24 protein-coding genes are annotated in these 22,377 nt (G+C 71.7%); 15 read left to right on the top strand and 9 right to left on the bottom strand.

The features are described from left to right. Window positions 1–18 precede the first annotated feature (18 nt). Complete coding sequence (locus tag IE195_RS06680) at window positions 19–498, top strand: hypothetical protein (protein WP_229826100.1); 480 nt, start codon at window positions 19–21, stop codon at window positions 496–498. Here IE195_RS06680 and IE195_RS06675 read toward each other — a convergent pair. The 3 genes from IE195_RS06675 to IE195_RS06665 form a co-directional block, all read right to left on the bottom strand. Continuing rightward, window positions 495–1,550, bottom strand: a complete 1,056-nt coding sequence (locus tag IE195_RS06675; RefSeq protein WP_191268517.1) for a site-2 protease family protein — start codon at window positions 1,548–1,550, stop codon at window positions 495–497. The genes IE195_RS06680 and IE195_RS06675 overlap by 4 nt on opposite strands. A gap of 92 nt (window positions 1,551–1,642) precedes the next feature. After that, the gene (locus IE195_RS06670) at window positions 1,643–3,004 is read right to left on the bottom strand and encodes a hypothetical protein (RefSeq protein WP_191268515.1); all 1,362 of its coding nucleotides are present in this window, start codon (window positions 3,002–3,004) and stop codon (window positions 1,643–1,645) included. 161 nt (window positions 3,005–3,165) lie between these two features. Further along, window positions 3,166–3,423, bottom strand: coding sequence for a putative acetyltransferase (locus IE195_RS06665; protein ID WP_191268514.1), 258 nt, complete (start codon window positions 3,421–3,423; stop codon window positions 3,166–3,168). Window positions 3,424–3,607: 184 nt separating this feature from the next. On the opposite strand from IE195_RS06665, the gene fdxA reads away from it, so the two are divergent. Both fdxA and dapC read left to right on the top strand, forming a co-directional pair. After that, on the top strand, window positions 3,608–3,928 hold the full coding sequence (gene fdxA, locus IE195_RS06660; RefSeq protein ID WP_014908468.1) for a ferredoxin: 321 nt from the start codon (window positions 3,608–3,610) through the stop codon (window positions 3,926–3,928). A gap of 120 nt (window positions 3,929–4,048) precedes the next feature. Next, on the top strand, window positions 4,049–5,170 hold the full coding sequence (dapC, locus tag IE195_RS06655; RefSeq protein ID WP_191268513.1) for a succinyldiaminopimelate transaminase: 1,122 nt from the start codon (window positions 4,049–4,051) through the stop codon (window positions 5,168–5,170). Between the two features lie 75 nt (window positions 5,171–5,245). Here dapC and IE195_RS06650 read toward each other — a convergent pair whose 3' ends face one another. Both IE195_RS06650 and IE195_RS06645 read right to left on the bottom strand, forming a co-directional pair. Then, window positions 5,246–5,803 (bottom strand): DUF4232 domain-containing protein, encoded by a 558-nt coding sequence (locus tag IE195_RS06650; RefSeq protein ID WP_191268512.1) that lies wholly within the window; start codon window positions 5,801–5,803, stop codon window positions 5,246–5,248. A gap of 256 nt (window positions 5,804–6,059) precedes the next feature. After that, complete coding sequence (locus IE195_RS06645) at window positions 6,060–6,962, bottom strand: hypothetical protein (RefSeq protein ID WP_191268511.1); 903 nt, start codon at window positions 6,960–6,962, stop codon at window positions 6,060–6,062. A 334-nt stretch (window positions 6,963–7,296) separates the two neighbouring features. Here IE195_RS06645 and IE195_RS06640 point away from each other — a divergent pair, with 334 nt between their 5' ends. From IE195_RS06640 to IE195_RS06630, 3 genes are all read left to right on the top strand, one after another. Beyond that, complete coding sequence (locus tag IE195_RS06640; protein ID WP_191268510.1) at window positions 7,297–8,133, top strand: 2,3,4,5-tetrahydropyridine-2,6-dicarboxylate N-succinyltransferase; 837 nt, start codon at window positions 7,297–7,299, stop codon at window positions 8,131–8,133. Between the two features lie 188 nt (window positions 8,134–8,321). Beyond that, the gene (dapE, locus tag IE195_RS06635; RefSeq protein WP_191269050.1) at window positions 8,322–9,386 is read left to right on the top strand and encodes a succinyl-diaminopimelate desuccinylase; all 1,065 of its coding nucleotides are present in this window, start codon (window positions 8,322–8,324) and stop codon (window positions 9,384–9,386) included. Window positions 9,387–9,499: 113 nt separating this feature from the next. Then, window positions 9,500–10,276 carry an LOG family protein gene (locus IE195_RS06630; protein WP_191268508.1) on the top strand — a complete coding sequence of 259 codons (777 nt, stop codon included), beginning with the start codon at window positions 9,500–9,502 and terminating at the stop codon, window positions 10,274–10,276. Window positions 10,277–10,340: 64 nt separating this feature from the next. On the opposite strand, the gene IE195_RS06625 is transcribed toward IE195_RS06630, so the two are convergent. Then, window positions 10,341–10,772 carry a hypothetical protein gene (locus IE195_RS06625; RefSeq protein ID WP_191268506.1) on the bottom strand — a complete coding sequence of 144 codons (432 nt, stop codon included), beginning with the start codon at window positions 10,770–10,772 and terminating at the stop codon, window positions 10,341–10,343. Window positions 10,773–10,833: 61 nt separating this feature from the next. Here IE195_RS06625 and IE195_RS06620 point away from each other — a divergent pair, with 61 nt between their 5' ends. The 4 genes from IE195_RS06620 to IE195_RS06605 all read left to right on the top strand — a co-directional run bounded on the left by IE195_RS06620 (window position 10,834) and on the right by IE195_RS06605 (window position 14,194). Beyond that, window positions 10,834–11,331 carry a hypothetical protein gene (locus IE195_RS06620; protein WP_191268504.1) on the top strand — a complete coding sequence of 166 codons (498 nt, stop codon included), beginning with the start codon at window positions 10,834–10,836 and terminating at the stop codon, window positions 11,329–11,331. Between the two features lie 221 nt (window positions 11,332–11,552). Further along, on the top strand, window positions 11,553–12,158 hold the full coding sequence (locus IE195_RS06615) for a hypothetical protein (RefSeq protein ID WP_191268501.1): 606 nt from the start codon (window positions 11,553–11,555) through the stop codon (window positions 12,156–12,158). A gap of 281 nt (window positions 12,159–12,439) precedes the next feature. After that, on the top strand, window positions 12,440–12,607 hold the full coding sequence (locus IE195_RS06610; RefSeq protein WP_191268499.1) for a DUF3117 domain-containing protein: 168 nt from the start codon (window positions 12,440–12,442) through the stop codon (window positions 12,605–12,607). A gap of 93 nt (window positions 12,608–12,700) precedes the next feature. Further along, the gene (locus tag IE195_RS06605; RefSeq protein ID WP_191268497.1) at window positions 12,701–14,194 is read left to right on the top strand and encodes a leucyl aminopeptidase; all 1,494 of its coding nucleotides are present in this window, start codon (window positions 12,701–12,703) and stop codon (window positions 14,192–14,194) included. Window positions 14,195–14,262: 68 nt separating this feature from the next. Here the strand turns inward: IE195_RS06605 and IE195_RS06600 are convergent, their stop codons facing one another. Next, window positions 14,263–14,853: an O-methyltransferase gene (locus tag IE195_RS06600; RefSeq protein WP_191269047.1), complete on the bottom strand. Its 591-nt coding sequence runs from the start codon at window positions 14,851–14,853 to the stop codon at window positions 14,263–14,265. A 319-nt stretch (window positions 14,854–15,172) separates the two neighbouring features. On the opposite strand from IE195_RS06600, the gene sigE reads away from it, so the two are divergent. The 4 genes from sigE to IE195_RS06580 all read left to right on the top strand — a co-directional run bounded on the left by sigE (window position 15,173) and on the right by IE195_RS06580 (window position 19,126). Further along, entirely contained in the window at window positions 15,173–15,790 is a 618-nt protein-coding gene (gene sigE, locus IE195_RS06595; protein WP_191268495.1) for an RNA polymerase sigma factor SigE, read from the top strand. A 2-nt stretch (window positions 15,791–15,792) separates the two neighbouring features. Further along, window positions 15,793–16,494, top strand: coding sequence for an anti-sigma factor family protein (locus tag IE195_RS06590; RefSeq protein ID WP_191269045.1), 702 nt, complete (start codon window positions 15,793–15,795; stop codon window positions 16,492–16,494). After that, window positions 16,491–17,564 carry a transcriptional regulator gene (locus tag IE195_RS06585; protein ID WP_191268493.1) on the top strand — a complete coding sequence of 358 codons (1,074 nt, stop codon included), beginning with the start codon at window positions 16,491–16,493 and terminating at the stop codon, window positions 17,562–17,564. Before IE195_RS06590 ends, IE195_RS06585 begins: the two co-directional genes overlap by 4 nt. Before the next feature lie 506 nt (window positions 17,565–18,070). After that, a complete protein-coding gene (locus IE195_RS06580; RefSeq protein WP_191269043.1) occupies window positions 18,071–19,126 on the top strand; it encodes a S1C family serine protease in 1,056 nt (351 codons plus the stop codon). Between the two features lie 103 nt (window positions 19,127–19,229). On the opposite strand, the gene IE195_RS06575 is transcribed toward IE195_RS06580, so the two are convergent. Continuing rightward, entirely contained in the window at window positions 19,230–20,369 is a 1,140-nt protein-coding gene (locus tag IE195_RS06575) for an Mrp/NBP35 family ATP-binding protein (RefSeq protein WP_191268491.1), read from the bottom strand. 394 nt (window positions 20,370–20,763) lie between these two features. Between IE195_RS06575 and IE195_RS06570 the strand changes: the two genes are divergently transcribed. After that, window positions 20,764–21,762: a CPBP family intramembrane glutamic endopeptidase gene (locus IE195_RS06570; protein ID WP_191268489.1), complete on the top strand. Its 999-nt coding sequence runs from the start codon at window positions 20,764–20,766 to the stop codon at window positions 21,760–21,762. Here the strand turns inward: IE195_RS06570 and IE195_RS06565 are convergent. Further along, window positions 21,753–22,277 (bottom strand): GtrA family protein, encoded by a 525-nt coding sequence (locus tag IE195_RS06565; protein ID WP_191268487.1) that lies wholly within the window; start codon window positions 22,275–22,277, stop codon window positions 21,753–21,755. The genes IE195_RS06570 and IE195_RS06565 overlap by 10 nt on opposite strands. Between the last annotated feature and the right edge of the window lie 100 nt (window positions 22,278–22,377).

Raw genomic sequence — 22,377 nt, 5'->3', positions numbered from 1 at the left:
CGCCTACCCTCGTCTTCCGTGACCACTCCTGAAACGGCCCAGACGCCGCAAAGCCGCCCGCGCCCGTTCGTGTCCTCGGCGGTGACCGTGCTCTCCTTCGCGGTCCTGTTCGTCGCGGGCCTGACCGTGGGGGTGCTGTCCGGGTTCGGGGTGGGGTGGCTCGCCCACTTCTGGAACCTGGGAGCGGCGGTGAAGGCCGGGAGCGTCGTCGCCGTGCTCGCCTTCCTGGTGCTGCTGTACGCGGTCTGCCGTCTCGCCGGGTGGGGGAGCCGTCGCCAGTCCGGCGCCCTGGGCTTCGCGGTCGGCTACGTGACGGCCCTGCTCGGCATGCTCGGCTACCTGCCCGGCGGCGACATCGTCTTCTCCGCCAAGCTGGTCAACTACCTCTTCCTGTTCGGCTCCATGGCCGCCCTCGCGGCCGGGGTGGTGCGCAGTGTCGTGCTTCCGGCGCGGCCCGCCCCCGCCCCGCAGCCGGACCGGGCCCAGGACCGGCCCTAGGCCCAGAACTGCAGGAGCAGCTTGCCGTGGAACATCATCCCGGGAACGCTCGGGTTCGGCAGGACCAGGTCGAACAGGGTGTAGACCAGGGTGTCGAACAGGTCCCGGACCACCGGCAGCCACAGCACCGCGAACACCGCGATCGAGCAGAACAGGCCGTTGGCCCTGACGAAACCGGTCCACCGGGCGCCCCGGAAGGCGGCCAGGACGTGGTACCCGTCCAGGCCCGGGAACGGCAGCAGGTTCACCAGCGCGCTGGTCAGGTTGGCGAAGGACAGGAAGGCCATCGCGGAGATCGCCCAGTTCACACTGTCCTGGCCGAGCGGCACCAACAGTGACACGGTGAGCGCCAGCGCGGCCGACAGCAGCAGGCTGGCCAGCGGACCGGCCAGCGCCACCATGACGCGGCGGCCGCGGGTCGGGACACGTTCCCAGTCCACGTAGGTGGGCGGCCCGTTCAGGCCGAACCCGCCCAGCCCCAGGTAGACCGAGGGCAGCACCAGACCGCCGAAGGCCTCCCGGTAGGCGAAGGGGTTGAACCGCAGGTAGCCGCTGCCGCGCAGGGAGCGGTCCCCGGCCAGGTAGGCGGTCAGGGCGTGCGCGAACTCGTGCACGGCCACGGACGCGATCCAGCCGAGCAGGATGAGCAGCGGCGGGATCAACGGGGTGACGGCAGTCCCCTCGGCGGCCCAGTCCAGCTCCACGGCACGCCAGGACAGCCACCCCGCGAACCCGGTCAGCCCGAGCAACAGGACGAACACCGGGCTGGGCAGGAAGTCCGCCCAGCTCTCCTGCCTGGGCGCGGTTTCCTCACGGTCGTCCCCGCCCGAAGCCTCCTCCTCGGACGTCGGAGCGCCCACCGTCCCGCCGTCACGGTCGGCGGCAGGGTCGTCTGCGCGCTCCGCGCCGACCCCGGCGGCGTTCAGTGCGTCGTCGGGCATCTGCTCCCACGGGTCGGCGACGTGTGCCCCGTCGCCGGAGTCCGGGTTCTCGGCGTCGGCAACGGTCACGTCGTCGGGTTCCGCCTTCTGCGGCGGCTCGGGCGTGGGCATGGTGCTCCTGCTGGTCGCGGGTGGTTCGCGCTCCAGGTTAGGCCCTGGTCCGAACCTTCTCGCAGCGGGTGCCGCGGGGCGCGGCTGGCGGGTCAGACCACCGCACGGGGCGCCACCGCGGACTTGTGCAGGCACGCGACCGCGAACGCCCTCCCCTGCGGGGTGAGTTCCCGGCGGCCGTCGCTGTCGCACCCGGCCACCAGGCCGAGCGCCTCCAACAGCCAGCCGACCGCCATGACCATCGCGCGCACCTGGTCGGAGGCGGTTTCGGCGGCGCGCCGGTGCGCGGCCGCGTGCCGCCCCGCGGTGACCGGCGGCTCCACGGGGCGCCAACCGGACTCGGTGAGCACCCGTTCGGCGGCCTCGGCGTCGGAGATCCCGCGCCGGGCGTGCGAGCCCAGGCCCTGCGGGGAACGGGCCAGCAGCATGCCCAGCAGGGTCTCCGCGGCGGCCTGCTCGAAGCCGCCGGTCCGGCACAGGGTCTCCGTGGCGGCCTGCCACAGTGCTTCGGGGTCCTCGCGCAGCTGCTGGCCCCGGCGGGTGAGTTCGAGCCGCCGACCGGAACGGCGCACGGCCCGCATGGTCCGCAGTACCTGGTGGAGGGAGATGAGCTGGGTGGCGTCGGTCTCGCTGCGCGGCGGCTCGGGTGAGGTGGACCAGCCGAAGTCCTCGCACATCTGCCGGACCACGCCGGGGGAGATGTAACCGATCTGGGTGAGGGCGATCCCGTCCGCGGCCAGGTCCAGCAGCCGTTGCAGCGGCGCCATGGCGGCGACGGAACCGCGCGGCACGTCCGCCCCGGCGATGATCTGCCCCACCAGGGGCCACAGGCGTTGCCGGTGCGGGTGCGAGGACGAGGACATCCACGCGCGTACCCGTTCCTCCCGGATCCGGTCCAGGTGGCTGAGCCCCCGCAGGTCGGGCTGGGTGAGGAAGGACCGCGCGAACCGTTCCTGGGCGGGGCGCCAACCGCGTTTGCCGGGGCGGATGTCGCCCAGGGAGATCGCGAGTTCGAGGGCGGCCGCGGTCTCCCGGCGGGCGTGCAGCTCGACGTCGCCGACGGCGGTGCCCCAGGTTAGCTCGGGCAGGTCGGGCGGTTCCACCCCGGACTCCCACATGAGCCTCTCGTACATGGCCAGGCCCGCGGTGTGGTCCCTGTCGTAGAGGGTGAGCAGGGTGGCGGTCTCGGGGGCCGAACAGATCTGCGCGTACCGGTTCAGCTTGAGGAGCTGGAGGAGGTGGCCCAGGGAGCGCACCGCGAACAGCCGGTCGTCGGCGGAGTCCTGGAAGCGCATGGGGAGTTCGTACCAGCAGAAACGCTGCACGGCGTGCTGGTTCAGCTGTTGGATCTCCTGCTCGGGGGCGAGCGTGTCCAGGGCCAGACGCGCCATGTCGGCGGCCCGCTCGTCCCGCCGGGCCAGTTCGGCGAGGGCGGACGCGACTGCCTCCCTCATGATGGGCGCCACCTCCCCGCGTACCTCGTGCCCGGTCCGTCAGGGTGGGACGGCCGGGCCCGGTGCTTCGTTGTCCGCCCGAGGCCGCGGTTGGGGGAACCACCGTGCCGGGGCTGAGCCTCTCCTACCCCGGAAAGGCCGAAGAATGCCTGGACGAACGCTCAGGGCGCCTCCGGGGGGCGCCCGCCGCGCCGACGCGGAGGAACCGGGGGAACGACACGGCTCGCGACGATGTCGGACTCGGCGACCTCCACCGTCGAGTCGTCCCTCCTGCGCAGTGTGAGCACGTTTTCGGCCCAGGACTCGACCACACCGACGATATCGGTGAATCCTCCTTCGGGGAGGGTGATTCGCACGGAGACCCGCCGGCCGAGGTCCTCCGGAACGATCCTGTGGACCAGTTGTCCTCGCAAGTGCATGAAATCCCGACCCCCGAGTGTGCGATGGGTGTTCTCCGACGCCATACTAGGAGGACGACATCTGTGCCAATAGCTTGCAGAGCCCGGACCGCGAACGACGCCCGCACGTCGGGACCGGCTCCGGGGAACTCTGAAGGTCCCCGCCTCCCCCGCGGGTAAGCGGGGGTGAGACAAGGAGTACGACGTGACCTACGTCATCGCGCAGCCCTGTGTTGATGTGCTGGACAAGGCGTGCATTGACGAGTGCCCTGTGGACTGCATCTACGAGGGCGACCGCATGCTCTATATCCACCCGGACGAGTGCGTTGACTGCGGTGCGTGTGAGCCGGTCTGCCCGGTCGAGGCCATCTACTACGAGGACGACCTGCCGGAGCAGTGGTCCGAGTTCTACAAGGCGAACGTCGATTTCTTCGACGACCTCGGTTCGCCCGGCGGCGCCTCGAAGGTCGGCAAGATCGACCGCGACCACCCGATCGTCGCCAAGCTGCCTCCGCAGGCCGAATAGCGTCAACCCACCACCGCATCCCCTTGGCGCAGAGGTTGCGTGGCGTGCACGTGTCGTGCCGACCCCCGGCCGGGGGTCGGCACGACACTGTTGTGTGAGATACAGGATGGAGAGTGCACGATGGGTGAACGGCGACCGGTGACCGACCGGCTCCCGACCTTCCCGTGGGACCGGCTGACGCCGTACAAGAGGACGGCCTCGGCCCACCCCGACGGCATCGTCGACCTGTCCGTCGGCACCCCCGTCGACCCGGTGCCCGCCAGCCTGCGCAGCGCCCTCGCCGACGCGGCCGACTCGCCCGGGTACCCGACGACCTGGGGCACGTCCGAGCTGCGCGCCTCGATCCGGGACTGGCTCGAACGCCGCCACGGGGTACGCGTCGCCGAAGGCGCGGTCCTGCCCACGGTCGGCTCCAAGGAGCTGGTGGCCTGGTTGCCGACCCTGCTCGGCCTGGGCGCCGGCGACACGGTCGTCCACCCCGAACTCGCCTACCCCACCTACGACGTGGGCGTGCGGATCGCGGGTGCCACCCCGGTCGCCTCCGACGGCCTCACCGCGCTCGGCCCGGCCGACGTGAAGCTGGTGTGGGTGAACTCGCCCGGCAACCCGACCGGTCGCGTGCTCGGCGTCGACCACCTCCGCAAGGTCGTGGAGTGGGCCCGGGAGCGGGGCGCGATCGTCGCCTCCGACGAGTGCTACCTCGACCTCGGCTGGACCGACCCGCGACCCGTGTCGATCCTGCACCCGGACGTGTGCGGCGACTCCCACGCCAACCTCCTGGCCGTGCACTCGCTGTCCAAGCGCTCGAACCTCGCCGGATACCGCGCCGCCTTCGTCGCGGGCGACCCCAACCTGGTCTCCGAGCTCCTCGCCGTGCGCAAACACGCCGGAATGATCGTTCCCGCCCCCGTCCAGGCGGCCATGAAGGCCGCCCTGGACGACGACGAGCACGCCGCCCGCCAGAAGGAGACCTACCGGGCCCGCCGCACCGAACTGCGCGCCGCCCTCGAAAGCGCCGGCTGGACCATCGAGCACTCCGACGCGGGCCTGTACCTGTGGGCCAGCCACCCCGAACACGACTCGTGGAGCGCCGTGGGCGCCCTCGCCAAACTCGGGGTGCTGGTCGCCCCGGGGACGTTCTACGGTCCCGCCGGCGCCGGTCACGTGCGGGTGGCCTTCACCGCCACCGACGAACGGGTGGAAGCCGCGGTGAAGCGCCTCAGCCCCGGCTCCGGGGCGTAGGGAGGGGAGCCGCGCGGATGCGGGTCCGGGGGCCCGGTGTCCGTCCAAGGGGGCGGGTGTCACCGACCTCCGGGGTCAGTACACCTCGCCCGGTTCGATCGTGTACCGGGGCACGGCGACCTCGGGGTTGGCACAGGCGGTGTCATGGCCGCCTGTGGGGACGGTGACCGGGGCCTCGGCGATGTAGAGCGACACCTCGATGCCCGCCACGGGCGTGGGCTCGCACAGTTGCGGGTCGTAGTTGTCCGGGTTGGGCTGGGCCACGGTCAGCAGCGCGGTCCCCTCCGGCTCCACGGTGAACGAGTCGCCCCCGCCCTCTCGCACGGCCCAGGCACCGACACGCTCGCCCTGGTCGTCCACCCAGTTCAGACTGGCGTGCCGGTAGAGGTTGCACGGTTCCTGGGCGGGTGTCTCCCCTTCGCCGGTCCGCGTCATGGTGAACTCGATGTAGGCGGTGCCCGCGGCGGCTCGGCGCTCGTTCTCGACGATCTCGAAGTCTGAGACAGCGCAGTCGCGCATGGGCTCCTGCGCGGCGGCGGGCACGGCGACGGCGGCGGGCGCGGCGATCATCGCGGCGGTGAGCACCGCGGTCCTGGTCCGGATGCGGGCTGTGGCCGTGGTCTTCCTCGTCATGCTGGTCCTCCTGTAGCCGGTATTGCGGTCATCGGGCGGTGTCGACGGTGACGCGCGCCGAGAGTTCCGATGTCCGTTGTCACTATCCGATCACCAAGAGTAGCGAATTGGGAGCGGGGCGGCCCGGCCACGCGCGTACGCGTACGCCCCGTGCCGTGGGCATCGGCCCTTCCCCGCCGCAGCGGCACTTCGCCCCGGTGCGGCCGTTCGACCGGCCCGGCCGCCGGCCGCAGCCCGACCGTGGCCCCGGCCGCCCCTACCGCAGCACCACACGCCCGTTTGCGGCCCGGTCCTCCTCGACCCGGGACCACTCCTCGGCGCCGTCCACCCCGTCGGACGCCTGCCACCGCTGGTCCTCATAGGTCACCGAGGTGATCCCGTACTCCTCGGCGTGCGCCACGGCCCACAGCGCCATCGCCCAGCCCAGATCACCCGTCCGGCCCACACTCCCGCTCCCGCTGTTGCTCTCCGGGTCCACGGGCAGCTGGGCCGGGTCGGTGCCGAACACGCGGGCCATCTCTTCCTGGGCCCCCGCGACGTCGGTGTCCGAGGCCCGCATTTCCTCCACGGACTCAGCGTCGAACCAACAGGTCATGGAGGGTCCGGCCCGTCCGGTGAACACCTCCGCCATGTCGGCTGACAGCTCTTCGTGCTGGTCGTAGGCGAACCCGTGGGCGCTGCGCTGGACATGCTGTGCGGCCTCGTAGACGGGCAGGCCCTCCCAGCCGTTCACCTCCGACAGCTTGTCGTAGAACGACCTGCTGGCGAAGACCGGGTCGAGGATCTCGTCCGGTTCGCCCCACTCCTGGGAGGGGCGCTGCTGGAACAGGCCCAGGGAGTCCAGGTCGCCGTACTCGACGTTGTAGAAGGTGGACTCCTGCCACACCGTCGCGTACGCCACCGTCACCGCTTCCTCCGGCAGGTCACGGCTGAAGGCCACACCGCCCACGGTCGCCGCGTTCACGGCCTGGGCGACCTCCATCTCGTAGCGTCCGTCCGCCAGTCCCAGACGGCAACCGGGCTCGGGCTCCTCCTGGGTGTCGAGGGGCTCGAAGGTGGTCAGCACGTAGTAACCCCCGGCGACGAACAGGCCGCAGACGAAGGTGAGGATGAGGAGGATCTTGGCGAACGCGGAGAACTTCCTGCGTTTACTGGGCACGGGCGAACCAAGGGTCGGCGAACGGGTGGAGCGCACCGGGCCCGGTCCCGGGAAGGGTCCGGAGGCGGTGGTGCGCGGGGCGCGCCGGGGTCCTGTCGAAGGTGTCCGGGGGCGGTCCCCGGCGGGCCTCGGCGAAATTGTAGTCGGCGTGGCGAACTCCCACGGGAGCCCTCCGGGCGGCTTCGCCGGGAGCCGCTGCGGCGCATGGTGCGCCCGCCCCGCGCCCCTCGCCCGCCCTCGGGCGGTCAGCCGCCCGCTGGAGTGGTGAAAGGCTCAACCCGGGCGGGCGGGGCGCATGCGCCGCACCCCCCGGGAGCGGCTAACGTGGGTTCACATGACCAGCTCGTACAAGAGTCCGCTGCCCGACCAGATCGACGAACTCTGGGCGCAGCGCTCCGAACTCACCCCCGGCCACACCGATGCGCGCGAGATCATCACCGGCGCCATCGACCAGATCGACGAGGGCAAGGCCCGCGTGGCCTTCGTCGACCCCGCCACGAACGACGTGGTGGTCGACGAGCGCGCCAAGCGCTCCATCCTCCTCGGCTTCAAGGTCCTGGACATGAAGGAGTCGCAGGTCGGTGACTTCTACTACCACGACCGCATGCCGCTGAAGACCCGATTCGACGGCGTCCGCGTCGTCGCGGGCGCGATCGCCCGGTGGGGTTCCTACCTCGCCCCGGGCGTCGTCCTCATGCCGTCCTTCACCAACATCGGCGCCTACGTGGGTTCCGGCACCATGGTCGACACCTGGGCCACCGTCGGTTCCTGCGCCCAGGTCGGCGAGAAGGTCCACCTTTCCGGCGGTGTGGGCGTCGGCGGCGTGCTGGAGCCGCCGCAGGCCTCCCCGGTCGTCATCGAGGACGAGGCCTTCCTCGGCTCGCGCAGCATGGTCGTCGAGGGCGCCCGTGTCCGTAGGGGCGCCAAGCTCGGTGCGGGCACCATCCTCACCTCGTCCACGCGCGTCTTCGACGCCGAGACCGGTGAGGAACTGCCCCGCGGAGAGGCTCCTGCCTGGTCGGTGTGCGTCACCGCCAACCGGACCAAGAGCTTCCCGGGCGGCGACTTCGGCATGCCGGTCCTGCTCGTGCTCAAGCGCCTCGAGGAGGGCCAGGAGCACGACAAGCTCGCCCTGAACGACCTCCTCCGCGAGCACGGCGTCAACGCCTGACGCCGACGCCCGAGCCGCGCGAACCGCGCGAACGGGGCGTCCTTCCACCACGGGAGGGCGCCCCGTCGTCTGTTCTAGGCTGGCCACGTGTCGCGTGCGCGCACCGCACCGCACACCGCGAGGTTTCCGTGCGCGCACGCACCGCACCCCACGACGACCCACCCACCTCACCGAAACGGGGCGACACCATGCTGGACCTGACCTCGGACGTGGCGGACCTGACCGCCGCCATCGTGGACACCCGTTCCGAGAGCGGCGACGAGAAGGCCCTCGCCGACGCGGTCGAGAGCGTCCTGTCGGCCCTGCCCCACCTCACCGTCACCCGAGACGGTGACGCCGTCGTCGCCCGGACGCACCTCGGCCGTGAGCGCCGGGTGGTGATCGCCGGGCACCTCGACACCGTGCCGATCGTCGACAACGTCCCCTCGCACGTGGAGGGCGAGCGCCTCTACGGCTGCGGCACCTCCGACATGAAGGCGGGGGTGGCCGTCCAGCTCAAACTGGCCGCTCTGGTCACCGAGCCGGTCCACGACGTCACCTACGTCTTCTACGACAACGAGGAGGTCGACGCCGTCCGCAACGGTCTCCTCCGCCTGTCCAGGAACCACCCGGAGTGGCTGGCCGGAGACTTCGCGATCCTGATGGAGCCCACCGACGGGGTGATCGAGGGCGGCTGTCAGGGCACCATGCGCGTGGACGTGCGGGCGTACGGCAAGCGTGCGCACAGCGCCCGCTCCTGGAAGGGCGAGAACGCCATCCACCGTGCCGGTGCGATCCTGGACGTCCTGCGCGCCTACACGCCCCGCCAGCCGGAGGTGGAGGGCCTCACCTTCCACGAGGGCCTCAACGCGGTGTTCGTCGAGGGCGGTGTGGCGGGCAACGTCATCCCGGACGAGTGCGTGGTCCGGGTGAACTACCGGTACGCCCCGGACCTCTCCCCGGCGGACGCCGAGGCCCACCTGCGCGAGGTGTTCGAGGGCTTCGAGGTCACGGTCACGGACTCCTCGGCCCCGGCGCGCCCCGGTCTGGACGACCCCTCGGCGGCGGCGTTCGTCACCGCGGTCGGTGAGGGCCGGGCCCGGGCCAAGCTCGGCTGGACCGATGTCTCCCGCTTCTCCGAGTTGGGTGTGCCCGCGGTCAACTACGGCCCGGGGGACCCGATGCTCGCCCACACCCGTGACGAGTACGCCGAGATCCCGCAGATCCGTGTGGCTCAGGAGCGCATGGCCGCCTGGCTCACCGGACGGCGCTGAACCGGTTCCGCCACCGGTCAGCACCGGTCGGCACCGGTGCGGCCGCCAACGGTCATCCGCGTGTCACATGTCGTTCGAGTGTGAGCTCGCCCAGGGTGGATAGCTTTACGGGCATGACGGAAGAAGAAGACGTCCGGCGCGCCGGACCACTCACCTACCGCGGCCGCGCCATCCCGGACACCACGACCGACCAGCGGCTCCTCGACCGTCGGGGCCCCTCCGACTGGGTGCACACCGACCCCTGGCGGGTGCTGCGCATCCAGTCGGAGTTCGTGGAGGGCTTCGGACTGCTGTCCGAACTCCCCTCCGCGGTGAGCGTCTTCGGCTCCGCGCGGATCAAACCCGGGACCGAGTACTACGAACTGGGTGTCGAGGTCGGCAGCAAACTCGCCGACGCCGGTTACGCCACCATCACCGGTGGCGGCCCGGGCATGATGGAGGCCGCGAACCGGGGTGCCCAGCAGGCGGGCGGCCTGTCCGTCGGGCTCGGCATCGAGCTGCCCTTCGAGCAGTCGCTCAACTCCTACATCGACATGGGGATGACCTTCCGGTACTTCTTCGTCCGCAAGACGATGTTCGTGAAGTACTCACAGGCCTTCGTGGTGCTGCCGGGGGGTTTCGGGACGCTCGACGAGTTGTTCGAGGCGATCACCCTGGTGCAGACCAGGAAGATCACCCGTTTCCCCGTGGTGCTGGTCGGCACCGAGTTCTGGGGCGGTCTGCGTGACTGGGTGGAGTCCAGCCTGCTCAAACACGGCCTGATCGCGGAGAAGGACATGGAGCTGCTCCACGTCACCGACGACCCGGACGAGGCGGTGCGGGTCATCCAGGAGGCGCACCTGCACCTGGAGGGCAAGTTCGAGCGTTCGGAGGCCGGCCCCTCCAGCTGACCCGCCGCGCCCCGTACGGGAGCCGCCGCGAGCGGGGTGCGCCCCCGGTCCGGGAACCGGTGCGTCAGGCGAGTCCCCGGCGCACGGCGGCCGGCGGGCGCTCGCCGCGCACCGACGCGACCATGTCCAGTGCCCGGCGCACCCGATCCGGGTGGTCGGTGACGAACACACGCGCACCCGCCCAGGCGTACACCGTGGCCAGGGCCACCTCCTCGGCCGCCGGGACCGGGACCGCACCCGCGATCCCGGGAGGTGCGGGAGGCAGGTCGGTGCGCGGGGCCTGTCCGTCGGGGCGCGTACAGCGGACCAGGACGGTGTGTCCCCGCGCGACCAGCTCCGCCACCCGACGGGCGGACGGCCGGTGCCCGGCGTCCGCGGTCCAGTGGGGAGCGGCGCCGTCGCCCCGGTCCTCCACGGTCGGGGCAGCGGTTTCGGCGGCTTCGGCAGGGCCGGAGACGGAACCGGGGATCAGGACTCGGAAGCGCGGTTTCGGCACCCGCCGAGTCTCCCACGCGAGGGCACTCCCGGGGGAGGGGCCGGTGTGGCACGATCGGTCCGTGCCTTTCTTCATCATGATCCTGGTCGCCGCGGCCGCGCTCGCCGTTCTCGTCGGCGTGGTCTTCGTCGTGCTCGGCAAGGGCGGCCAACTCGCCCGGTTCGAGGCCGACTTCCCCCCGCTGAACCTGCCCGAGGGGCGTCCCGTGGGCTCCCGCGACCTGGGCGGCCTTCTCCTTCCCCTGGCCATGTGGGGCTACCACGTACGCGCGGTCGACGAGCTGCTCGTTCGGCTCACGTCCACGTTGCGCGAGCGGGAGGCGCGGATCGAGGACCTGGAGCGGCACCTGGCCCGCCTGGACCCGTCCTACGCCCCGCGGGGGACCGGGCCCCGGCCCGGGGCGCACCTGCCGGGCGAGGACGCTCTGCCGGGTGAGGGCGACGCGGAGCGGGGCGGGGATTCCGGCACGGATTCCGGTACCGCCTCCCAGCCGGAGTGGGCCCCCTCCGACCCGGATGACGTCACCGCCGACGACGGAAAGAGCGGGAAACGGGCCTGACCCGGGTGCGCCGGGCCCCGCCCAACGCTGGTCCGCTCCCGCCGAAACGACCGCGGACGCGCCGCGGAGCCCCGCCCCGACCGAGAGATATATGTCGTGCATCACATCCGATGTGTCGTTCTTGGTCGGATGTGGTGCGTTCCGGTGCTCTATTCTCAGTCGCTGTACATGCGTACCCCCGCTCCGCCGGAGCGGGTGGACCGTCGGTGAGGATGGCGAGGATGGACACAGCAGCCGAACTCCGGGCGGACGCAGAGGACGGGTCCGGGAGCTCCTCCACCCCGGTGCGCCAGATGTCCCTGTGGCCTCCGCCCCGTTCGACCCGACACAGCGGCAGGCGCCGCCGCCAGTTCACCAAGGCGGCCGTGACCGTCGCCGCGCTCGCGCTGATCGGCGGCGGAGCCTTCGCGGCCCTGACCTACCTGGACGGTTCCGGCGACGACACGGTCACCGCCACGTCCGACCCCGACGAGTTCGTCGGATCGTGGTCGGGCCGGATGGACCAGGTCGACACCGAGGGCGACCCCGTCGCGGAATGGGACGCCCAGGTGAGGATCGAGGAGGGCGCCGAACGGGGCAGTACCGCCTGGACCACCTTCTCCTGCTCCGGGACCCTCGAACTCTCGGCGCGCGACGGCGATCGGCTGGTGTACTCCTACACCGAGACCTCCGACCCCGAGGACCGCTGCGTCGACGAGTCGGAGCTGACGCTCTGGCCGGCCTCGAACGGCGGAGCGCTCGAAGCGGAGTGGTCCGCGGTCACCCATGAGGGCACCCGGATGATCTCCACCGGGACCCTGGACACCTCCACCGGAGCCCTGGACTGAACCCGCCCCTGTCGGCCCCGGGGCGCCGCCGCCGGCCCCGTCCCGGACCGCTCTCGCGGACCTCGCCCCGCGCGGGTTTCGGGCGAGACCGATATAACCTTACTGACCAATGATTTCTTGTCGGTGGGCGCTCACGGAGGTGGCCCGGCCGTCGCCTGGCGCACACGCAGGGGTCAACCTCCGAGATAATGGTCGAAGCGTGACTCACGTCCCCCAAGCCACACGGGCGCGAGTCACACGGAACCGGCCACCTGCGAGGAACACTGAGAAAGGGGAATGGCATGGCGGCGATGAAGCCGAGGACCAGCGACGGGCCGATGGAGGTCACCAAGGAGGGTCGCGGCATCATCATGCGGGTCCCGCTCGAGGGCGGCGGCCGTCTGGTCGTGGAGCTCACGCCCGACGAGGCGATCGAGCTCCGGGACGCGCTTCGGGGTGTCGTCGGATAACCGGATACCACTCGTCCCCCACCTGGGCCGGAGCGCCCTGACGACCCCCAAGGTTCCACACCTCCTACACGAGTGAACGATTGTGAGCGGCCTGTGCCATTCGCCACGGAGATCCACCCCGTACCGGGGACCCTCGCCGAATCCACCGCGGACCTGCTGGTCCTCCCCGTACTCACGGGCGAGGAAGGCCCCGAGGCGGTCGAAGGGGTCGTCGACGGCGGACTGACACAGGTCCTTCCGGCTCCGCTCACAGATCTGTTCACGCACTACGCGCTCACCGGAAAACCCGGTGAGCTCTCCCAGTTCCCGGTGTCCCGGGACGGGGGCCTGGTCCGCCTGGCCCTTCTCGGGGTCGGTTCGGGCGGCCCCGACGACCTCCGGAAGGCCGGTGCCGCCCTCGCCCGGGCCGCACGGGGCAACGAACGCGCCGCCCTGGCCTGGCCCGGGGCGGGCGGGGAGGCGGCCACGGCCTTCGCCGAGGGCGCCCTGCTCGCCTCCTACACCTTCACGCTCAAGTCCGCCGAGGCTCCGTCGGCCCAGCGTCCCCTGGCCGCCGTCGACGTGGTCGGCGGCGGCCAGGGCCTGGCGGAGGCGCTGGCGCTGGGCACCTCCCTGGCCACGGCCACCGCTCTGGCCCGGGACCTGATCAACACCCCCTCGATGACCAAGGACCCGGAGTGGATGGCGGCCCGGGCGCGCGAGGTCGCGGCCGCGGACACCGGGCTCGACGTACGGGTCTGGGACGAGAAGGACCTGGACGAGGAGGGTTTCGGCGCCATCCTCGGCGTCGGGCAGGGCTCCTCCCGGCCGCCCCGGCTGGTCCAGTTGTCCTACACGCCGGAGAACCCCACCGAGCACGTGGTGCTGGTCGGCAAGGGCATCACCTTCGACACCGGTGGCCTGTCGCTCAAGCCCAACGACAACATGAAGCTCATGAAGACCGACATGAGCGGTTCCGCGATCGTGCTGGCCGTGTTGTCGGCCCTGGCAGCCGTGGGGTCCGGGGTCCGGGTCACCGGTCTGCTCGCACTCGCGGAGAACGCCGTCTCCGGTGACGCCACCCGCATCGGTGACGTGCTGACCACCTACACCGGCAAGACCGTCGAGGTGCTCAACTCCGACGCCGAGGGCCGCCTGGTCCTGGCCGACGCCATGGGCTACGCGAGCACCGAGCTCGCCCCGGACGTCCTGGTGGACGTCGCCACCCTGACCGGTGCGGCCAAGCTGGCGCTGGGCACCGGGACGGGTGCGCTGTACAGCAACGACGACGCGGTCGCGGCCGAGATCGAGAGCGCGGGCCAGGCCTCGGGCGAGCCGCTGTGGCGGATGCCGCTCACGGAGGACTACGTCCCCACCACCCGGTCCCGGGTGGCGGACCTGGCCAACATCGGCACCCGCGGCAGGGACTTCGGACCGGCGGGGGCCACCGACGCCGCACTGTTCCTGCGCGAGTTCACCGGCGGCCTGCCCTGGGCACACCTGGACATCGCCGGTCCGGGCCGGTCCATGCAGGAGAGCGGCCTGCTCTCCAAGGGCGGGACCGCCTTCACCACCCGCACCCTGCTGCGCTGGCTCGCCCGGCGGTAGGGGCCCTTCCACGGGGCCTGCGGCGGTCGACGGTGCCGCCCGGGCCCCGTCGCCGCGTCCGGTTGCGGTCAGGGCCGGATGGCCGCGAGCAGGCCCTCGCCCACCGGAACCAGCAGCGGGATGAACGACTCGTCCTCCCGCATCCGCTGCATCACCTCGCGCACCGCCACCTCGGCCGGGTCCGGCACCCGCAGCGGCCCGTCCGGCCCCCCGGGGGCGGTCATCACGTTGTTGAACACCACGACCCCGCCCGGGCGCAGCAGCCGGAGCGCCTCCTCCAGGTAGACCGGGTAGGAAGCCTGATCGGCGTCGACCGAGACCATGTCGTAGCCGCCGTCGGTCAGCCGGGGCAGTACCTCCAGAGCAGTGCCGCGGATCAGCCGGGCCCGCCCCGCGCCGAAACCCGCCCGGGCGAAGGCCGAACGCGCGTAGTCCTGGTAGGCGGCGTTGACGTCCACCGTGGTCAGGATGCCCTCCGGCGCCATCCCCCGCAGCAGCCAGATCCCCGAGGTCCCGCACCCGGTACCGACCTCCACCACCGAACGGGCCCCGATGGCCGCGGTGAGGAACCGCAGGGCGGCCCCGGTCGCCGCGTCCACCGGTGGGGCCGCGGACCGGACACCGGTGTCGTAGGCGTCCGCCAGGGGGCCGTCGCCCATGGCGGACTCCTCGAACCGGGCCTGCTCGGTCCGGACCCACGCCGTGCGGGCGAGGCTCTCTTCTGCGCTGATGACGGCCTCCCGTGTACTGCCGAATGTCGTAGCCGGGCGTTCTGACCGGGAGACCGTCACCCACCGTAGAATGGTGGTCGCGGCCAGGTAGTCTCCCTGGTCAAAAGACTAGCCTGATCCAGCCGAAACTCCGAGTGTGGCGACGGGAACTTAATCGGCGTCCTCCGGCGTTGAATCGGGATGAACGCACGTTGATCGCCACGAAGTAACCTCCCCCCGACCAACCCTCGTCTGGTGGATCAGCGGGATGAAGGGAGCAGCGGTGCCAGAGACCGGCCCTGCCGTTGAGTTCGAGGCATGGGAACCCCCGAGCTGGGAGGAGGTCGTGCGGACCCACTCCCCACGGGTCTACCGGCTGGCCTACCGTCTCACCGGTAACAAGCACGACGCCGAGGACCTCACCCAGGAGGTCTTCATCCGGGTGTTCCGTTCCCTCGCCAACTACACCCCCGGCACCTTCGAGGGGTGGCTGCACCGCATCACCACCAACCTCTTCCTCGACATGGCACGGCGCAGGGCCCGGATCCGCTTCGAGGGGCTGGCCGACAACGCCGACGAGCGCCTGGAGGGCCGTGAGCCCTCACCCGCCCAGCGCTATGACGACCGGCACTTCGACGCCGACATCCAGGGCGCGCTGGACGCCCTGCCCGCGGAGTTCCGCGCGCCCGTCGTGCTGTGCGACATCGAGGGCCTGTCCTACGAGGAGATCGCGGCGACGCTCGACGTCAAACTGGGCACCGTCCGCAGCCGCATCCACCGGGGCCGCGCCCAGCTGCGCCGCGCCCTGGAGCACCGGCGGGCCCTGACCGCGGAGAACGACGCCCGGGGCGGCGGAGGCAACGTGAAGACCGGGGAGGCGGAGTGAGCATGGACCACCTCGGGGAGCGCCTTTCGGCACTGATCGACGGGGAGCTGGGCGCCGCCGAACACGAGCGCGCCCTCATCCACCTGGCCAAGTGCGAGCCGTGCCGGTTCGAGGCCGACATGATGCGCAGGCTCAAACGCCGCCTCACCGGGCTCGGTGAACCCGAACCCGACATGGACTTCATGGGACGCCTGATGTCCCGGCCCGACCCGGGCGGACAGCACGGGCGGGGTGATGGCGGCCCCCCGGACCCGCCCCCGAACAGCCCTTTCGGGTCCAGCCCGCCCTTGGGGTCCTCCCGTCCCCTGGGCGGGTTCCCCGGGAGCGGGTACCCGGCGGTCGAGCGGGCCGAACCGGCTCCGCGCCGCGAGCAGCCGCGCACCAGCCCGGAGCGGTACGTCCCGGCCGCCGCGCGCCGGGGTGGCAGCGACCGGTTCTCCGGCCTGCTGCCGCACTTCTCCGGCGGGCGTTACGCGGTCGTGGGCCTGGCGGTGGCGACGGCGCTCCTGGGGAGCGCGTTCGTCGCGGGCGGTGAGGGGGAGGAGACTCCGGTGGTGGAGCCCCGTCTGTCCGACTTCGCCGTCGAACACGCGGTGACCAGCCGGCAGATCCCGGTGGTCGGGCCGCTACCCGCGGACCCGCCGTTCGACCCCCTGCCCGTCGTGGCCGAGCAGCCCCCGGACCCGACCGAAACGACCCGGTGAGGTCCGGGGAACCCTCTCCCGGTCCGAGTCTCGGCCCCGCATCCGCCGTCTCCGCGGCACTGCTGTGCGCGCTCCTGCTGACCGGCGGGGGCCCGCCCGAGGCGACCTCGGTCCCGGCCGAGGGCGCGGACGACGGTATGGCCGTGCTGGAACGCGCGGCCGACTCCAACGGCCGTGTGGCCTACTCCGCGATCCGTGAGGTCCGCGGCCCGGAGGGCTCCGGTACCGAGGAGGGGGTCGACGTGCACGTGGTCAACAGCCCGGGTGCGGGTCTGGCCATGTCCGCCCCGGGAGAGGACGAGCACGCCTTCGTCGTGCTCGCCTCCTCCGCCCTGGAGTCCCTCGACAGCCGCCTCCTGGACGTGCTCGGTGACACCTACCGTGTGGCGGACGCCGGACCGGCGCGCCTCGACGGCCGACGGGCCCGGCTGGTCGAGGCGCTGCGCGCGGACTCGACCGTGGCGGGGCGTTTCTGGGTGGACGCCGAGACCGGCCTGCTCCTCGGCCGCACCGTGTACGACCGGGCGGGGGAACGGGCGTTCAGCACCAGTCTCACCGGCCTGGACCTGGGAGAGGGGGACTGGCCGGAAGGGGCTCCGGGCGACGCGCCCTGGGGCGACGCGCTCAACGAGGGGGAACTGGACGGCCTGCGCGAGGCCGGCTGGGTGGTGCCCGAACACCTGACCTGGAACCTGCGGATGGTCGACGCCCGTGCCAAACGCTACGGGGGTGAGCGTGTCGTGCACGCGGTCTACTCCGATGGTTTGTCCCAGGTGTCGGTTTTCGTCCAACGTGGCAAGCTGGGAACCGAACATCCCTCCACACTTCGTGACGGATACACCGGAACCGGTGCGGGGGGAAGTGGCGTCACAACAGGACACGACACGATCTTCGGCGGAGACGTGGGCCAGTACCAGAGTGTGTGGCAGGCGAACGGTTTCGTCTACACGGTTCTGGCCGACGCCCCCGCGGACCTGGCCTCCTCGGCGGTGGCCGCGTTGCCAGGACCCGAGGACTCCGGCTTCTGGGCCAGGGTGCTGCGAGGTCTGTCCCGGCTGGGTCTTCTGTAGGGGCCTGGTCCACCGGCGGAGCGTGTGCCGAGTCGGAAGCCAAGCGATGTACGGAGCAGGTCTTGAGTCAGGACAACGACCGTTCGGAACCCGGTGAGGGGCGGGTTCCGCCCCCGCCGAACGGTGGAGCCCCCCAACGAGGCGTGCCGAACACCCCCGCCCCGGGTCAGGCGCCCGCGCAACCCCCGCAGCGGCCCGGCGGGGCGCCGGTCGTTCCGCCGCACCCCCAGGGAGGCCAGGCCCCCCGGACCGACCGTTCCGTGAACCAGGGCGCGGGCGGCCCCGGACCGGCCCCGCAGGGACAGCCCGCCCTGCAGGCCCCGCAGACCCCTCAGGCCCCGCAGACCCCTCAGGCCCCGCAGGGACAGCCCGCCCTGCAGGCCCCACAGGCCCACGGCCACTTCGCCGTGCCTCCGGGCACCTCCGCCCAGTACGCCTCGCCCGCCCCCGCCCAGGGGCCGCACCGCGCCAAACGCGGTGTCCCCGCCTGGATGGCGTTGAGCGGGATGCTCGTCGTCGCCCTCATCGCGGGCGGGGCCGGGGGGCTCGCCGGAGGGATGCTCGGTTCCGGCGGCGAACCGGAGGCGCCTCCCGAACAGGAGGGGCCGGTCATGAACGAACCTCCGCCCGAGGCGCCCGAGCGCGATCCCGACACCATCGCGGGCGTGGCCCAGCGCGTCAGCCCGAGCGTGGTCTCCCTGCGCAGCGCGGGCGGGCGCGTCGGGGCGAGCGGTTCCGGGTTCGTCATCGAGGGCGACTACGTGGTCACCAACGACCACGTCTCCTCGCCCCTGGAGGAGGACGGCATCGTCGTGGAGTACAGCGACGGCAAGTTCAGCCTGGCCTCGATCGTGGGCTCCGACCCCAGTTCCGACCTGGCGGTACTGGAACTGGAGGACCCCAACGACGTGGAGCCGTTGCCGTTCGGGGACTCCGAGGAGGCGATCGTCGGCGACGAGGTCATCGCGATCGGCGCGCCCCTGGGCCTGACCGGGACGGTCACCCAGGGCATCATCAGCGCCGTGGACCGCCCGGTCAGCTCGGACGAGGGCGAGAGCCAGTTCTTCGCGATCCAGACCGACGCGGCGATCAACCCCGGTAACTCGGGCGGTCCGCTCGTCGACGTCCAGGGGCGGGTCATCGGGGTCAACTCGATGATCGTCACCATGGGCGGGGGCTTCATGGGGGAGCAGCAGGGCGGCAACATCGGCCTGGGATTCGCGATCCCCTCCACCGAGGCCGAGGAGGTCGTCAACCGGATGATCGACCACGGTGAGACCGCCTACGCCGACCTCGGTGTCACCTACGACACGGAGAGCCCGGTCGTCGGAGCGGTCCTCGCCGAGGATCGGGACGCGGTCGAGTCCGGCGGCCCGGCCGACGAGGCGGGCCTGGAACCGGGCGACGTGATCGTCAGCTTCGACGGCCAACGGGTCAACTCCCACGGCGAACTCCAGGCCATGGTGCGGGACCGCGCTCCGGGCGAGGAGGTCGAGCTCGAGTACGAGCGGGACGGTGACCGGGAGAGCGTCACCGTCACCCTCGGCTCGGACGAGGACTGACCGGAGGACGGCCGGTACGACACCACGGCCCCCGAGTCCGATCGGACTCGGGGGCCGTCGCGTGTCTTCCAACCGACCCGGGCGCTCGGCCGCGGTCCGGGTGTCAGCGGCCGGCGGGGGAGATCCCCAGCTGCATTCCGGCCAGCCCGCGGGGCTTGCCGACCAGCTTCTCGGCGATCGAGATCATCACCTTGCTGGCCTCGGCCTCGGGCTCGGTGAGGACGAGCGGCTTGCCCTCGTCGCTGCCCTCGCGCAGGCGGGTGTCCAGCGGCACCTGGCCCATGAGCGGGATCTCGGCGCCCAGGGTCCTGGTCAGGGCGTCGGCGACGGTCTGACCGCCGCCCTGGCCGAAGAGGTACACCGGGTCGGCGCCCTCCTCCGGCAGGTAGTAGGACATGTTCTCGATGACGCCGGCGATGCGCTGGTGCGTCTGGGCGGTGATGGCGCCCGCGCGCTCGGCGACCTCGGCGGCGGCCTGCTGCGGCGTGGTGACCACGAGCAGTTCGGCGCCGGGGAGCATCTGCGCCACGGAGATCGCGATGTCACCGGTGCCCGGGGGCAGGTCCATCAGCAGGACGTCCAGGTCGCCCCAGAAGACGTCGGAGAGGAACTGCTGGAGGGCGCGGTGCAGCATCGGGCCGCGCCACACCACCGGGGTGTTGCCCTCGGTGAACATGCCGACCGAGATGACCTTGATGCCGTGGGCGGTGGGCGGGAGGATCATGTCCTCGACCTTGGTCGGGAAGTCCGACGCACCGAGCATGCGCGGCACCGAGTGGCCGTAGATGTCGGCGTCGACGACGCCCACCTTGTGGCCCTGGGCCGCGAGCGCGGCGGCGAGGTTCACGGTGACGGACGACTTGCCGACACCGCCCTTGCCCGAGGCGACCGCGTAGACCTTGGTGAGCGAGTTCGGCTTGGCGAAGGGGATCTCCTTCTCCGCCTGCCCGCCGCGGAGCTTGGTCTGGAGCTCCTTGCGCTGTTCCTCGTTCATGACGTCGAGTTCGACGGTGACCTTGGTGACGCCGGCGACCTTGGTCACCGCTTCGGTCACGTCCTTTTCGATGCGGCCCTTCATCGGGCAGCCGGCCACCGTGAGATAGATACCGACGTGCACGGCACCGCCGTCGGCGAGGTCGACGCTCTTGACCATGCCGAGGTCGGTGATGGGACGGTGGATCTCCGGGTCTTGCACCGTGGCCAGGGCCTCGTGGACCTGCTCGGTGGTTGGTGTGGAGGACATGTACTCAATCGTAGGTCAGCGGGACGGGGACTCGTCCTGTGGTGTCGCTCCCAGGACCACCTGTTCCAACAGGGGTCGTACTGCCCGGTATTCCGGTTCTGGAGGGGGTCCGCACCGGGCCGATCCGTACTGTGATCAGGCGATAACGGTATGGCCTTAACGCAGGCGATACATGCCCGGATAGTAGTCTCGGTGCACGATGGGAAATGTGCCACCACAGCCTGGTTCGTCCTGGCCCGCTGCGCCCGAGGGGGCGCAGGGGCCGGTTTCCGGTGGCCACACCCAGGAGCAGACCTGGGCCTGGCCGCCCGGCGGCGGAAGACACACCCCGCCCGGCGGGCATCCGGCGCTGACGCCGGACCCCTCCGTGTGGGCTTGGCCACCACCGCGTCCGGTGCGGTCGAAGCAGTTCGCCTGCGCCGCGATCCCCGGAAGTGAGTCCTATCACAGGCTTGCCCGGACCTCCCTGTTCCGGTGGTGGATCCCGCCGCTGGCGGTCCTGGTCTTCGCGGTCCTGTTGTTCTTCCTGTGGGTCGGCGTCGTGGTCGTGATGACGATCTTCGCCATCCTCGGCGGCAGCGGTCTGGCCCCGGACTCGGTCCGGGTGGGGGAGATCGCCGGGCTGGCCTTCGGGCTGTCAGCCATCGCGCTGCTCATACCCGTCACCCTCTTCGTGGCCCGCGTCGTGCAGTGGCGCCGGGCCGGGTCGCTGTTCTCGGTCGCGGGCCGGATGCGCTGGCGCTGGCTGGCCCGGTGCGTGTTCGGCGCGGCGGTGCCCCTCACTCTGGGCGCGGGGCTGTTCATGTTCCTCGGAGACACGGCCGCCGGTGCCGGCGCGGTCGGCGACAACGGGGGGACCGAGGTCCTCGCCGCGGCGGCCTTCGTGATCGTGCTGCTGGTGCCGTTCCAGTCCGCGGCCGAGGAGATGACCATGCGCGGGCTGGTCATGCAGCTCGTGGGCTCACTCGGCTCGCCCTCCGGCGACAGCGCCTTCTCCCGGGTGCTGCGCTCCCCGTGGCCCGCCGTCCTGGCGGGGGGAACCCTGTTCGCCGCGCTCTACGCGGCGACCCACCCGGGGGCCCTGTGGAACACGGTTTCGCTGGTCGTCTTCGGCCTCGGTATGGCCTGGCTGACCTGGCGCACCGGCGGCCTGGAGGCCGCGATCGGTCTGCACGTGGTGAACAGCCTGGTCCAGTTGTCCCTGTGCGCACTGACGGGACGCCTGTCCGAGATCGGTACCGGCGCCGTGGTCGGCGGCGGGCTGCTCACGGACACCGACACCCCGGTGACCCTGGTCCTGACCGTCGCCCAGGTGGGCCTCTACCTTCTCCTGGTCACCGGCTTCGCGCGCCGCCGCGGGGTCAGCCGCCGCAGCGCCGCCGCTCAGCCCTGAGCCCGGTTCGTTCCGTCCCCGGTCGCCCCGCCCGGCTGTTCGCCGTCCCCGCCGCTCCCGCGGCGGCCCCCGGGAGCGGTTTCCGGCTCGGGAGGGAACACCCAGGTGCGGTACGAGAAGAAACGGAACAGCGAGCCCAGGCCCACGCCCACCACGTTCCCGGAGAGGTTCTGCGCGAGGGGGCCGTCCAGGCCGAGTACGTACAGGGAGAAGGCCTGGCAGCCCACCTGGATGAGCATCCCGACCCCGTTCATCACCAGGAACAGGAAGGTCTCCCGGCCGTAACCCGTGCGGGCGCGGTTCCCGAAGGTCCAGAACCGGTTGCCCACGAAGGCCACCGCGATCGCGCACAGGGTGCCGAGCACCTGTCCGGTCATCGCCTGGACCCCGTTGGCCCACAGGAGGTTGGTCGCCGCCAACTGCACGACGTAGGCGACCGCGCCCACGGAGCCGAACTTGCCGAGTTCGGCGGCGAGTTCGGGCAGCCGGGGGTACCGGGGGCGGAAGTCGCGCATGGCCTGCGTCTTTCGGTCGTTGGTGGGGTCACGGTCGAGGGGGAGCGGCCCTGGGGGCTCCCCGCCCGCACGCCCTAGACTCTAACCGGGGCTGCGACAG

This window comes from Nocardiopsis terrae, assembly GCF_014651695.1.
In the GTDB taxonomy this organism is placed as follows: Bacteria; Actinomycetota; Actinomycetes; order Streptosporangiales; family Streptosporangiaceae; genus Nocardiopsis; species Nocardiopsis terrae.
This window is presented reverse-complemented; position numbering and strand designations above follow the sequence as displayed.

Bases quoted from the DNA above. Each gene is read 5' to 3' on its own strand.
- IE195_RS06665 (WP_191268514.1), bottom strand. From the start codon at position 3,423: ATGCACTTGCGAGGACAACTGGTCCACAGGATCGTTCCGGAGGACCTC.
- IE195_RS06670 (WP_191268515.1), bottom strand. From the start codon at position 3,004: ATGAGGGAGGCAGTCGCGTCCGCCCTCGCCGAACTGGCCCGGCGGGAC.
- IE195_RS06630 (WP_191268508.1), top strand. From the start codon at position 9,500: ATGACGGAAGAAGAAGACGTCCGGCGCGCCGGACCACTCACCTACCGC.
- IE195_RS06640 (WP_191268510.1), top strand. From the start codon at position 7,297: ATGACCAGCTCGTACAAGAGTCCGCTGCCCGACCAGATCGACGAACTC.
- IE195_RS06610 (WP_191268499.1), top strand. From the start codon at position 12,440: ATGGCGGCGATGAAGCCGAGGACCAGCGACGGGCCGATGGAGGTCACC.
- IE195_RS06600 (WP_191269047.1), bottom strand. From the start codon at position 14,853: ATGGGCGACGGCCCCCTGGCGGACGCCTACGACACCGGTGTCCGGTCC.
- IE195_RS06675 (WP_191268517.1), bottom strand. From the start codon at position 1,550: ATGCCCACGCCCGAGCCGCCGCAGAAGGCGGAACCCGACGACGTGACC.
- IE195_RS06590 (WP_191269045.1), top strand. From the start codon at position 15,793: ATGGACCACCTCGGGGAGCGCCTTTCGGCACTGATCGACGGGGAGCTG.
- IE195_RS06575 (WP_191268491.1), bottom strand. From the start codon at position 20,369: ATGTCCTCCACACCAACCACCGAGCAGGTCCACGAGGCCCTGGCCACG.
- sigE (WP_191268495.1), top strand. From the start codon at position 15,173: ATGAAGGGAGCAGCGGTGCCAGAGACCGGCCCTGCCGTTGAGTTCGAG.
- IE195_RS06650 (WP_191268512.1), bottom strand. From the start codon at position 5,803: ATGACGAGGAAGACCACGGCCACAGCCCGCATCCGGACCAGGACCGCG.
- IE195_RS06580 (WP_191269043.1), top strand. From the start codon at position 18,071: ATGCTCGTCGTCGCCCTCATCGCGGGCGGGGCCGGGGGGCTCGCCGGA.
- dapE (WP_191269050.1), top strand. From the start codon at position 8,322: ATGCTGGACCTGACCTCGGACGTGGCGGACCTGACCGCCGCCATCGTG.
- IE195_RS06615 (WP_191268501.1), top strand. From the start codon at position 11,553: ATGGACACAGCAGCCGAACTCCGGGCGGACGCAGAGGACGGGTCCGGG.
- dapC (WP_191268513.1), top strand. From the start codon at position 4,049: ATGGGTGAACGGCGACCGGTGACCGACCGGCTCCCGACCTTCCCGTGG.
- IE195_RS06565 (WP_191268487.1), bottom strand. From the start codon at position 22,277: ATGCGCGACTTCCGCCCCCGGTACCCCCGGCTGCCCGAACTCGCCGCC.